The 12,140-nt window shown below is 43.4% G+C and carries 11 protein-coding genes; 6 read left to right on the plus strand and 5 right to left on the minus strand.

Annotated features, from left to right (window positions below):
- Nucleotides 1–127 precede the first annotated feature (127 nt).
- A complete protein-coding gene (locus NOM01_RS16860; protein ID WP_255749748.1) occupies nucleotides 128–1,384 on the minus strand; it encodes an MFS transporter in 1,257 nt (418 codons plus the stop codon).
- A gap of 353 nt (nucleotides 1,385–1,737) precedes the next feature.
- On the opposite strand from NOM01_RS16860, the gene NOM01_RS16865 reads away from it, so the two are divergent.
- Entirely contained in the window at nucleotides 1,738–2,616 is an 879-nt protein-coding gene (locus NOM01_RS16865) for a LysR family transcriptional regulator (RefSeq protein ID WP_255749749.1), read from the plus strand.
- Nucleotides 2,617–2,691: 75 nt separating this feature from the next.
- Here NOM01_RS16865 and NOM01_RS16870 read toward each other — a convergent pair whose 3' ends face one another.
- The gene (locus NOM01_RS16870) at nucleotides 2,692–3,672 is read right to left on the minus strand and encodes a YitT family protein (protein WP_255749750.1); all 981 of its coding nucleotides are present in this window, start codon (nucleotides 3,670–3,672) and stop codon (nucleotides 2,692–2,694) included.
- 417 nt (nucleotides 3,673–4,089) lie between these two features.
- Here NOM01_RS16870 and NOM01_RS16875 point away from each other — a divergent pair, with 417 nt between their 5' ends.
- The 4 genes from NOM01_RS16875 (at nucleotide 4,090) to NOM01_RS16890 (ending at nucleotide 7,032) form a co-directional block, all read left to right on the plus strand.
- Entirely contained in the window at nucleotides 4,090–4,992 is a 903-nt protein-coding gene (locus tag NOM01_RS16875) for a DsbA family protein (RefSeq protein ID WP_255749751.1), read from the plus strand.
- Between the two features lie 194 nt (nucleotides 4,993–5,186).
- Entirely contained in the window at nucleotides 5,187–6,416 is a 1,230-nt protein-coding gene (locus tag NOM01_RS16880; RefSeq protein ID WP_255749752.1) for a DNA polymerase IV, read from the plus strand.
- On the plus strand, nucleotides 6,413–6,778 hold the full coding sequence (locus NOM01_RS16885) for a YhjD family protein (protein ID WP_255749753.1): 366 nt from the start codon (nucleotides 6,413–6,415) through the stop codon (nucleotides 6,776–6,778). Before NOM01_RS16880 ends, NOM01_RS16885 begins: the two co-directional genes overlap by 4 nt.
- Before the next feature lie 83 nt (nucleotides 6,779–6,861).
- Nucleotides 6,862–7,032: a hypothetical protein gene (locus tag NOM01_RS16890; protein WP_255749754.1), complete on the plus strand. Its 171-nt coding sequence runs from the start codon at nucleotides 6,862–6,864 to the stop codon at nucleotides 7,030–7,032.
- A 60-nt stretch (nucleotides 7,033–7,092) separates the two neighbouring features.
- Here the strand turns inward: NOM01_RS16890 and pepF are convergent, their stop codons facing one another.
- From pepF to mecA, 3 genes are all read right to left on the minus strand, one after another.
- A complete protein-coding gene (pepF, locus tag NOM01_RS16895; protein ID WP_255749755.1) occupies nucleotides 7,093–8,907 on the minus strand; it encodes an oligoendopeptidase F in 1,815 nt (604 codons plus the stop codon).
- An 84-nt stretch (nucleotides 8,908–8,991) separates the two neighbouring features.
- A complete protein-coding gene (locus NOM01_RS16900) occupies nucleotides 8,992–10,275 on the minus strand; it encodes a competence protein CoiA (RefSeq protein WP_255749756.1) in 1,284 nt (427 codons plus the stop codon).
- Between the two features lie 132 nt (nucleotides 10,276–10,407).
- A complete protein-coding gene (gene mecA, locus NOM01_RS16905) occupies nucleotides 10,408–11,109 on the minus strand; it encodes an adaptor protein MecA (protein ID WP_255749757.1) in 702 nt (233 codons plus the stop codon).
- A 309-nt stretch (nucleotides 11,110–11,418) separates the two neighbouring features.
- Here mecA and NOM01_RS16910 point away from each other — a divergent pair, with 309 nt between their 5' ends.
- Nucleotides 11,419–12,102: a TerC family protein gene (locus tag NOM01_RS16910; RefSeq protein ID WP_255749758.1), complete on the plus strand. Its 684-nt coding sequence runs from the start codon at nucleotides 11,419–11,421 to the stop codon at nucleotides 12,100–12,102.
- The last annotated feature ends 38 nt before the right edge of the window (nucleotides 12,103–12,140 follow it).

Genomic DNA, 12,140 nt, shown 5'->3' on the forward strand with positions numbered 1-12,140 from the left:
TATAAAGAAAACTTGGTGAAGCCAAGCAATAGCGAAGACGGCCTATTACAGGAACATAACGTTAATAGAAAAAACCGATGCTCATTCCTTTCGGATTGAACATCGGTTTACTTCATAATCATTTTAGTCAAATGTGCTGTCCCGTAACTTTTTGATGATGATGGCTTGGGTGATGGAGACGGAAACGATGACATTCACCATGTGTTACCAATCTGCGTACATAGTAACATAACAAAATGCCGATCAGACAAAGCATAGATATCGAGGTGACGACCCCACCCCAGCCATACGATTCGAGAAATAATCCACCAACAGGTCCGATAACGCTTGAACCAACATAATAGAACAACAGGTAAAGTGATGAAGATTGTGCTTTCTCACGCCTGTTCGCCAAAATGCCGACCCAGCTGCTCGCAACCGAATGTCCGCCAAAGAAACCAAAGGTAAACATGGCCAAACCGAAAATTTTCAGCACTAGGAATGATGACATCGTAATCAGCAGACCGCAAGTCATCAAAATGATGCACAGTGCAATCACTCCGGAACGACTGGTGTGATCGGAAAGCTTGCCCATCCATGTCGAACTGAATGTACCGACAAGAAAAATGATAAAGACAAATCCAACCACAGTCTGACTTAAATTATACGGTTCTTCCATAAGCGGAATACCAAAATAATTATATACCGTCACAAAGCTCCCCATCAGAATGAACCCAATTAAATAGAGGAAAACAAGTGCCGGTGATTCAATATTTTCAAGGAAACCTGCAGTCGTTCTTTTAATCGACCCGCGTTTCGCATCAAAATGCTTGGACTTCGGTAACAGCATGATGAATAAGGCACCCATCACAAGATTCACCAATCCTAAAATGGCGATCGCCATATTCCAGGAAAACGTGTCACTGAGTGTTCCAACGATCAGCCGACCAGCCAAACCGCCAAGGCTATTGCCGCTGACATAGATGCCGATCACATAGCCAAGCACTTTTTTGTCAAATTCTTCATTGATATAGGCCATCGCAATAGACGGGTAACCGGCAAGCAGCGCACCTTGTATAAAACGAACGGCAATCAAAAGCGGCAAGTATTGGATGAAGCCGACAATAATGGATAGAAACGCCGAAGAAACAAGCGCCAGCACCATCACTTTCTTTCGATCATACATGCCTGAGGTAAATGAAACAAATAATAGAAAAATAGCCAGTGCGCCGGTCGCCGCCGACAAGGTCAAGCTTGCCATAGCCGGCTGCACATGAAATTGAGCGGCAACAACAGCAATGACAGGCTGCGTGCAATAAAGATCAGCGAACATGATAAAGCTTCCCAGAAACAAAGCCACTAATGTCTTTTTAAAGGCTTTGCTTTCCGGTGAAATATAATCCATGGAAAATTCCATCCTCTCTGTTTCTCTTTGTAACATCCATACTATGACAATCCCTATTCGTTGTCTAATAAATTATGTGAATGATATTCATGCATAAGGATTTAGATCCGGAGCACCCGATCCCCCGTCAAAGCACACATACATTGCAGCTGCCTATTTTATGAGTTATATTCTTCGGAGTAATGCAATTCAATAAAATGCCTTATTATCGGGATTTTTCACTATAACTATGTTAATATATAGGATACACCTTCAGCACGTATGCTGTTTTATGACGGCATTTTAATCACAAAGTGACTGTAGAGAAGCGTTTTTTCGCTATCATTCTCCACCCTTTTTAGGAGTGATCATTTATGGAGTGGCAACAGATTGAATATTTTCAAAAGGTCGCCCAGCTGCAGCATATGACGCAGGCAGCGGAGGCTCTGTCAATCTCACAGCCCGCGCTCAGCAGGTCGATTGCACGCCTTGAAGAAGAACTGGGCATTTCTCTTTTCGAACGGCAAGGAAGAAGTATTATCTTAAATCAGTATGGCAAGGTGTTCTTAAAGCATGTCAATCGGATCTTAAAAGAGATTGATGATACGAAAAAGGAAATTCAATCCCTGCTTGATCCTGAATACGGTGAGGTTTCCCTAGGATTTCTGCACACGCTCGGCGTAAACATAATTCCAAATATTCTTCGTGCCTTTCAAAAAGAACATGCCAATACACGAATCAAGCTTTATCAAAACAATAATGTCTCACTACTCAAACAGCTTCAATCGGGGGAAATTGATCTGTGCCTTGTGCATCATGCCTTCGATGATCCCCATATTCAATGGGAAAAGCTTTGGGACGAAGAGCTTTTTCTGATGCTTCCGAGAACCCATCCGCTCGCGCGCAGAGAATCCATCGTCTTGGATGAAATCCAATCCGAACCGATGATTGCGCTTAAAGAAGGCTATGAGCTGCGCAAGATTGCCGATAAGCTTTGCCGAAAAGCTAATTTCACACCAAACATCACATTTGAAGGCGAAGAAGTGACCACACTTGCCGGTTTGGTTGCGGCGGGACTTGGCGTCGCCTTGCTTCCCGACCAAAAAGACATCGACGACAGTAAAGTGGCCAAGTTGCATGTAAAGTGGCCAAGCTGCTCAAGACAGATCGGGCTCTCATGGTATGAAGACCGTGCCCTGTCTCCTGCTGCCACCCACTTCAAACGTTTTGTCTTTACCCACTATCGAGAATGAAAAAAGAGGGGCGCTCAGGTGAACGTCCCTCTTTTTTCATGCCATTTCTTTCAATTTATCTTTTCCGTTAAACAATTACTTGACAATCGACGTGCCGAATAACTTCTGAAACCGTTCATAATCTTGGGGGCCCAGCGTCTGCTCCACCTTTAAGGTGTGTTCTCCATGCTTCATGGCCTGGATTGCCCGCTGCTGTTCTTCCGTGTGGAACGTACCGATAATTTTATTTGTTTCAAGAATATTTGTAAACGCATTCGGCTCAATGCTCTTAATCAACCGCTCCATTTTATACAATTCATAATGACTGATGACCATCATTAACGTACTCTTTTTGGTGCCGGTAAACCCTCCGTATGACGGAATCACCGTCATTCCTCGGTCAAATTGATCCTGGATTGCTTCAACCAGCCGATCCGACTGATCCGTGATCGTCATAACCGTCAATTTCTGATATTTTGTGTGAATCATATCAATCACATAACTATTTACAAAACGTGAAATTAACGTATAAAGTGCGTACTGCCATTCGTACACCGCACCGGCAATCACAATAATAATACCGTTCAAAATCAAAAAATATTTACCTGATGATGCATTACGATTACGCCGCGTTAAAAAAATGGCAATGATATCCAAACCGCCCGTTGAAATACCGTATTTCAAGGCAATTCCAACACCGATCGCAGAGATCATTCCGCCAAATATAGAATTGAGCAGAATGTCTGAAGACAGCGGATGCACCGGCAGAACAGTTAAAAATAATGAGGTCAGCATAACTGTAATGAAACTAAATAAGGTAAAACTCTTTCCGACCTTATACCATCCAAGTACGGCAATTGGCAAATTTAAAACGAGAATCAGCAAACCGATCGAAAGATGAAGGTTCAACCCATCAAACAGGATATCTGAAATCAATTGGGCAGCACCGTTTATTCCTGCCGCATAGACATGAGCCGGCACAAGAAAAAGATTCATGCTGAGCGCACATAAAAAAGCGGCACAAACTGAAATACATGATTTTTTGATTAATTCGCCAATGGAAAAAGCAGGTAACATATCGTTCTTCCTTCATTCACTTTATTTTTTCTTAGTTCCCCGTGTCTCAAATTATAGCACCTTCATTTGCGGATTCAACCTCTGGCAACATTTTCCCAACACTTTCACTTGTTAAACTAAACGCATTTTTCAAACATTTATTTATGCCGCAAAAAACAGCTTGAGTGCCGATTAGTTGCCCTCAATGATCGGAACTTGTTACAATATAGAAAGTTTCAGGACGATGGAATCATAAAGTTGTGCTTCCACCATTCAATGAATGAAACTGAAAAGAATATAATAAAGGCAGGTTGACTTTATCAATAATGGATAAAGATATGATGAGATGGATCAATCCGGCTATCGGCACAGTCCATCTGAATCAGGGGCCATTTCTGAGGCCGCCCTATTTAAAATTTCTTCCAGAGGTGGGATCCCATGACACGTTTTGAGGAAGGGTCTATATGTGAGGGAACACCGGGAAACGAGTCGTGTACATTAAGAACCGGCAGGAAACGAACCTTCCAGCGAGTCGAAATTTTAACATTCATTGATCCGCTTTGCCCTGAATGCTGGGGTTTTGAACCTTTACTTAAAAAATTTATTTTTCAATACCATGACTATTTTACATTTCGCGTCTTGTTAACGACAAAGCATGACACGGTAAATCGCTGTCAATTCACTCGTGCAAAAAGAATTGCTGAGGAATGGGACAAATATGCCCGCCTGACCGGCATGTGCTGCGACAGTGATGTGTGGCTGGAAAATCCGCCTTCTCCTTATTCGATCGCTTATGCGATTAAGGCGGCCGAATTCCAAGGAGGTGCGGCCGGGCAAATTTTTCTTCGCCGCGTACGTGAGCAGATTTTTCTCAGAAGACAGGGCTTGAATAAATTTGAAGAGCTGCTGGGTGTCGCTCGCCTTGCCGGACTGAATGAACAGGAATTTTCCAATGACTATCATTCCTGTCGTCCGATTAAGGCTTTTCAGTGTGATCGCCGATTAGCAAATGAATTGGCAATCACCGAACTTCCGACCTTGGTTTTCTCAGCACCATGCAATGACTCTGAAGCCATTAAGGTAAACGGACATTACCCTTACTCCGTCTATGTACAGATTTTGACCGAACTCCTGGGCGAGCAGCCGATCCCAGCGCCAAATATTTCGCTCAAAGACTATTTTCAACAACAATGCTTTCTGACCACTCAGGAAGTCGTCGTAATCTATGACTTAACGGAAGAAGAGGCATTAAAGGAACTGCGCAAATTGCAGCTCCAGCAAATTATCGAACCGGTTTCTCTGAAAAGCGGTGAATACTGGTCCTATATCGGTCATTCGTAATGACCGTATCATTTGATCGTTTGAATGTTGCAAGAACCATAATTGCCTTGCTCCTAAAAAAGGAGCAGGGCTTTTTCATTGTCTTAAATCATTCCATAACTCTATTATAACGAACACACGTTTTTATTTCCAGTGTTAAAAGAACGCTTGTTCGTGTATAATAAATCCATATCCAATTAATTGAGGTGTCGCACATGGATCGAGTGATCTTCCTGATCGATATGCAAACGTTCTACGCTTCTGTTGAAAAGGCTGATTTCCCGGAATTCAGAAACAAGCCTCTGATCGTTGCAGGTGACCCGAGGCAGCGAAGCGGCATCGTCCTTGCCGCTTGCCCGATTGCCAAGCATTTCGGCGTACTGACGGCCGAGCCGCTTGGTCAAGCGTTAATTAAGTGTCCGCAGGCGGTTATCCGTCTGCCACGCATGCAGCATTACATTGATGTATCTACAGCCGTGACACGATTTCTTAGACAGTTTACCGATCTGGTTGAGCCTTATTCGATTGATGAACAGTTTATTGACGTCAGCGAAAGCTTGCCGCTCTTTGGTTCACCCTCAACCATTGCACGGAAGATTCAGCGATGCATGCAGGAACGCTTTGGTGTCTATGCCCGCATTGGAATCGGACCCAATAAAGTAATGGCCAAGATGGCTTGTGATCATTATGGCAAAAAGAACAAAGCAGGAATTTTTGAGTTAAATGCTGAGAATATAAAAAAATACCTCTGGCCCCTGCCCATTGGTGAATTGTTTGGCGTTGGCCATCGAATGGAGCAGCACTTCATTGGAATGGGGATTCGCCAAATCGGTCATCTCGCCCGTTTTCCGCTCGCTTTACTGCGCAAGCGTTGGGGTGTGAACGGAGAGCTGTTATGGCGAACCTCACACGGCTTGGACAGTGCTCCCGTCTCCATGAGCACCTTTACAGAACAAAAAGCGATCGGGCACCACATGACCCTGCCCTTCGACTACCCGGAAATGCGCGATATTCGTGTGATCCTTCTCGAATTGAGTGAAGAGGTCGCTTATCGAGCCCGTGTGAAACACTATATGGGGCTTGTTGTCTCCGTTGGCATTTCCGGAACTTTTGAGCGCCATACCGGTTTTCATCGCCAGATCAAGCTGCCCTTCGCAACAAATTTTGGCATGGATATTTATCATGCGGTTAATCGGCTTTTTACAGAAAGCTGGGACTGCCTTCCGGTACGAGCCGCTGCAGTCACCCTTAGTGATCTTCAGCCGGTATCAAGCAGCTATCAGCTCGATCTCTTCGCTCATATTGAAGAAAAAACAAAATTAAGTGCTGCAATCGACACAATTTATCAAAAATATGGAAAGACGGCCATCTTTCATGGCACCTCACTTATGTCGTCCAGCCAGTTGCGCGCACGTGCGAATAAAATCGGGGGGCATTTCAAATGAATGATCATGGAGGATTTCTGCCCGCCTCGGAAATGACTGAAAAAGAAATGAAAATTGCCGCCGAATATATGCTGCTTCCGCTCATTAAAATGGCATTTGAACGTGATCGAACAGCTATTGTCCGTGCGGACACTAAATTCAAACCGCTTTATTTGGAACTATTGGATGCCATAATTGCTCACGTAACACTGGATCTGCGAAGAAATAAGCAAGATATTTTCAACAATCACATCCGCATGACTAAGCGCGGCTGGTTCAATTATGAGGTCTATGTACGGGGCCGCCTATTTGAATTCGTCTATCAAAAAAGTGTAGCCATGGATTGGATTTACGAACGAGTGCGCAGCTATCTCAAGCTCTAGCATCTTTTCTTACCTTCTAGATGAATGTTTACTCCGAGACATTCATAGGCTTGTTTTTAGAGAAACTGCAGAGGATGAATGCCATGAAACTTTTTGTTTTCTGTCTTCTGACCGCCGTTACGTTTTTTTGTTTTTATCATTTCCTGCTTGGATTGCTGCATTTAGAGTCCCTGCTGCTTTCCGGGGCGATGCTCTTCACAATTATTTTCTTCATGATGTGCTTCGTGACACGGCATCGGCGCAGCAATGAATGAAAACGACAAGGACTGAGAATTTAATCCTCAGTCCTTGTCGTTTTTTAAACAGTATTTTTTTCAACTAAACAGCAGGTGTTCAGTTTCATCCAGAACTTTGGCAAAGACATCCATTGCCTGTTGTACCGGTTTAGGATCCGTCATATCAACGCCTGCTTTTTTAAGCACTTCAATCGGTGAATCAGAGCTTCCCGATTTCAGATAGTTTTTGTAGCGCTCAACAGCCGGCGCGCCTTCCTGCAGAATTTGCGAAGAAAGAGCTGAAGCGGCGCTGAATCCTGTTGCATATTGATAAACATAGTAATTGTAATAGAAATGCGGAATACGCGCCCATTCAAGACCAATTTTTTCATCTACGACAATATCCGTTCCAAAATAAGTCTTGTTCAGGTTGTAATACGTTTCCGTCAAAAGATCTGCAGTCAACGCCTCTCCGGCACGCGCCTTCTCATGAATGATGTGCTCAAATTCTGCAAACATCGTCTGCCTGAAGACCGTTCCTTTAAAGCCCTCCAATTGATTGTTCAACAGATACAGTTTTCTCTTCTTATCATCCGTATTTTTAAGCAGATAGTGATTCAACAGCGCTTCATTGCATGTAGAAGCAACTTCTGCAACAAAGATTGAGTAGTCTGAATAAGGGTACGGCTGACATGTACGGGAATAATAGCTGTGCATCGAATGTCCAAGCTCGTGTGCCAATGTGAACATGCTGTCGACATTATCCTGCCAGTTCAACAAAATGTAAGGCATGGTGCCATAGCTGCCGCCAGAATAACCGCCGCTCCGCTTGTTCTGTGTTTCACGCACATCAATCCAACGCTTTTTAAAACCATCCAGAATAACATTCAAATAATCTTCGCCAAGCGGTGCCAGTGCTTTAATTACAATTTCCTTCGCTTCATCATAAGTAACTTTGATCTTCGCATTCGGGACGAGCGGTGCATAAAGATCATACATGTGAAGTTCATCAACATTGAGCGCCTTTTTACGCAGCGCCACATATCGGTGCATCAACGGCAGGTTGTCATGAATGGTTTTAATTAAATTGTCATAAACCGTTTCCGGAATATCATTACCAAACAAAGCCGCTTCGCGTGCCGACTTATAATGACGCGCATTGGCATAGAACGTATCGCGCTTGATTTGACCACTCAATGTCGAAGCTAGAGTATTCTTGAATGCACCGTACGTTTTATAAATGCCTTCGAATGTATCTTTGCGCACTTGCCTATTTTCACTTTCCATGAGTGTGCCATAACGCCCGTGTGTAATTTCAACGTCTTCTCCGTCCTCACCCTTAATCGTTGGGAACTTCAAATCCGCATTGTTTAGCATGCCGAACGTTGTTGATGAAGCGTCGGTAACCTCTTCAGCCGCCGCAAGAAGTGCTTCTTTTTCACTATCCAGCACATGAGGACGCGTCCGAATGATTTCATCAAGTGCATGGCGGTAGAGTTGCAGATCCTTACTGCTGTCAATAAAACTGTTCAGCGTTTTCGGATCAATAGCTAAAATTTCAGGAACAGCAAAAGCTAATTTGCTTCCTGCTACCGCAGCAAGATTGCCGGCGCGGTCATTAAGCGCTTGAAAAGTCGCATTTGCCGTATTTTCATCTGATTTCATGTGTGCATAGACGTAGACCTTATATAAAAGTTCCGTCAGTTCATCCTGTTTCTTAAGCAACGCAAATAATGTTTCGGCAGAATCTCCTATTTTCCCTTTAAACTGTTCCGCTTCAGCGATCAAATCCTTAACCTTTTGAAACGCACGTTCCCACGCATCCGCATCAGGAAAAATCGCCTCGAGATCCCATGTTTCCTGAACCGGAATATCCTCTCGTTTTGGGAGCGCAGTTGTCTTTTCACCAGCCATTGCGGCACCTCCAATGTCATTGCTTTTCCAAAAAATGTATCAACCATATCGTACTTCTTTTTTATCATTTACGCAAAATTTAGCTTATTCTTTAATTGGATTTGAAAGAAGCGTCTCTTCTAATCGCTCCAGAACACGACGATCATCCTCCAGTAATCGAGAAATCACCAGATCTTTTGGGGGCAAATAGACAAGCCGATAACGATCATCCATTTTCTCAGCAATCCCCAACCGAATCAGCTGCTCCAAATAAATTCTGACAAGTTGATTTGCAGTTTTCAATGGACAAAGCGGAAGGTGCCGAAGTTCATACAGCGACCCCATCCCCCTCTGTACAGCTTTCTCAATAATTTGTCGGGGCATAACATAGCGTTTCGGTTCAATAACACCCATAAAAAGATATACCCACATTTGCCATAACAGAGGCGGATTCATAAGATGGATAAATGAATGATGCGGCAGACCTACAAAGGCGGGATAACAAGCGAAATAATGGTTTAATTGATAAGTTTGAGCACGCAGCATGTATTCTTCGCGCGTCATATGATAGGGGATTGCCTGCCGCTTTCTCTTTTTCATTTCCAGCCAATAACGCTTAAATTGGGCTGGTGAAAATTTCTGCGGCGGAGAAATTAACTGATAAGGTTTGCATACTGAGAGCGTAACGCTCTTTTCCTGGGAAATAAAATGTGTCTTCGAAAGTGGAGAAAGGCCATGAACGCAGCGGATAACCTTTGTAGACGGATCATAAAACCAAACATAGTAACGAGAAGAAAACGGATGTGTTTCGGGAGAGACCCTTGATTGGCGGATTGCCATGGAGGTAAAACCAGATAGACGAATCCTCTCCCATTGTCGATGATAGTGATTAATGCCGATGACCCATATCGGTGTGATATATGCATCGAGGTATCCCATTGAACGCGAGGCAAACACCTCTTCAGGGATCATGCTGCATTGATACTCAATTACAGCAGGTTCAATTCCCGGCAAATATAAATCCGGTCTCTGCCTGAGCTCGGGCAGGTAATGTTCCAATTGCGGCGATCGACCCGCATCGTCACACCAATGAAAAAGATCTTCTTTACCTGACAAATGTGCGGACGTTTCCGGTTCACTGTCGACAAAACACGCATGATGTGGCTGATGTGCAAAATGCCAACATCGTTTTGTGCCCGTTTTCAGATGCACCGGTGCTTGGCAAACAGGGCAATAAAACCCATGGATTTTCCCCATCTGCAGCAGCGTTTCACGAGGCCATACTCGGGCAATCAGTGAAATTCGTTCAGCATTTTTCGTTGATGCGATGAGCACAAAATCACCACCTGTTCCTTCTATTTTTATGATTTCGACAGTGTAGACTGTCATTCCTTCTCATGTGTAAGAAAATCCCCGCACAATCCTCATACGAACAGGCAGTTCAACAGCCTCTCTGGAAAAAACAAAAAGCTTGCCAATCGGCAAGCTTTTCAGATCATCTCTTGTAGGTGCTTAGTAGACTTATGAAAGTAAAGGAAAATGAGATTTTATTGTCTGTAAGGCATGGTCTGATATTAATTCCTTACCATATTCCATAAGAACATAATGCGTCATACTTGTGTCAAGACCAAATTCGAGCATTTTGCTTAAGGCATCATCTTGACAATCATCCGTTAATTCATCATCGAATGTGATGTTTAAATAATAATAACCTTTGTACGCATATAATACGGTATCCATATTCTCATGCGTCTCAAAAGCATGGCTCAGCGAAATCAAGTTCTCAAGATCATCGAATTCGATAATGAAAGAAATCGGCTGTGAATCTTCCTCAGTTTCATCGTCCTGTTCTTCGCCGTCCTTCATAGTATCATCTTCGGACATGTCCGATTGATCTGGGTCCTGGTCCTCGTGATCATTAATTGGAATATCCAAATGCTTATTTTCTGAGATCGGCAACTGGAGATTCGCACCGTCCTTCGAAATTTGAGCACGAGTTACAATAATCTCCATGCCCTTCTCAAGCGCTTGAACCTGAATCCAAAGCGGCCCTTCAAGTGAGAACGATTCTTGACTATGTGCCTCATCCATCATTTGCCAAAAGAGCTCTTCACTGCGATCACGATTATACCAAATTTCCTCACGGTCAAAGCCAAGGTCTTCAATATCCAAATAACTGATGTAGAATTTCAGTGTGTTTTCGTTAATTCGCTCGATTTTCAACGCTATCTCTCCCTTCTTCATCACTAGTTATGGGAGTGACCAACCGCCAATGGACAATATCTATCCTGTACCTCTATTGTATGATAAAACGTTCACTATTGAAATAAAAAGTAATCCTTATTCCAAACATTCCGCACTTGCCTTCTCAGCAAGCAAAATAAGTTTAATTGTTTCATTTTATTGATCGTGTAAATTATTTATGCAAAGAAAACAATAGAACGGCAAATGTCTGTCAAACAGATTAGCGGAATGATTCGGGACAAGTCCGCATAAGTTTGAACGGAGGCAGAGGAAAGGAGCTATCAACGCATGTCTTTTGATCTCAATACCCTGTTTTTCATTCTAAAAATAATTTTTATAGATATTATTTTGGGCGGAGACAACGCGGTCGTTATTGCACTTGCTTGCCGCCGACTCGCAGAAAAGCAGCGGAACGAAGCCATTTTTCTCGGTACCGGGCTTGCCGTCATTGTGCGGATCTGCCTGACGGCGATCGTTGTGTCTTTACTCAACATTCCGTTTCTGATGCTTGCAGGAGGCATTTTCTTAATTGTCATTGCCGTTCGCCTGATGACAAATAAAGAAGAAAAACATAATGTTCGTGCAGGCACGTCCATGTTTGCTGCTGTCCAAACCATTGTATTCGCAGACGTCGTCATGGGTTTTGACAACATGCTTGCCATAGCTGGTGCTTCAAAGGGCCATATCGGCTATATTGCAATCGGCCTTATCTTCTCTGTTCCCATCATTGTATGGGGGAGTAAGCTGATTCTCATCGCTTTAGAGCACTTCCCGATCTTGATCTATGCCGGTGGCGGAGTTCTTGGCTATACTGCATCGGAAATGATTATGAGCGAACCGAAAATGCAATGGCTGTTTGAAAATTCTCAGCATTTTGCCCATTTTTTCCCAGCCATCCTTATTAGCACATTAATTATTGTCGGTTGGCTGACCAATTTTTTTTCATCAGCTCGAGTCGCCGGTAAATTATAATATCTAAAGTACCTTTATTCAAATGAGAACGGCTGCAC

Origin of the sequence: Sporolactobacillus sp. STSJ-5 (assembly GCF_024385605.1) — a bacterium.
Lineage (GTDB): Bacteria > Bacillota > Bacilli > Bacillales > Sporolactobacillaceae > Sporolactobacillus.

Bases quoted from the DNA above. Each gene is read 5' to 3' on its own strand.
- NOM01_RS16870 (WP_255749750.1), bottom strand. From the start codon at position 3,672: ATGTTACCTGCTTTTTCCATTGGCGAATTAATCAAAAAATCATGTATT.
- pepF (WP_255749755.1), bottom strand. From the start codon at position 8,907: ATGGCTGGTGAAAAGACAACTGCGCTCCCAAAACGAGAGGATATTCCG.
- NOM01_RS16860 (WP_255749748.1), bottom strand. From the start codon at position 1,384: ATGGATTATATTTCACCGGAAAGCAAAGCCTTTAAAAAGACATTAGTG.
- NOM01_RS16875 (WP_255749751.1), top strand. From the start codon at position 4,090: ATGACACGTTTTGAGGAAGGGTCTATATGTGAGGGAACACCGGGAAAC.
- NOM01_RS16865 (WP_255749749.1), top strand. From the start codon at position 1,738: ATGGAGTGGCAACAGATTGAATATTTTCAAAAGGTCGCCCAGCTGCAG.
- NOM01_RS16900 (WP_255749756.1), bottom strand. From the start codon at position 10,275: ATGACAGTCTACACTGTCGAAATCATAAAAATAGAAGGAACAGGTGGT.
- NOM01_RS16880 (WP_255749752.1), top strand. From the start codon at position 5,187: ATGGATCGAGTGATCTTCCTGATCGATATGCAAACGTTCTACGCTTCT.
- NOM01_RS16885 (WP_255749753.1), top strand. From the start codon at position 6,413: ATGAATGATCATGGAGGATTTCTGCCCGCCTCGGAAATGACTGAAAAA.
- NOM01_RS16910 (WP_255749758.1), top strand. From the start codon at position 11,419: ATGTCTTTTGATCTCAATACCCTGTTTTTCATTCTAAAAATAATTTTT.
- NOM01_RS16890 (WP_255749754.1), top strand. From the start codon at position 6,862: ATGAAACTTTTTGTTTTCTGTCTTCTGACCGCCGTTACGTTTTTTTGT.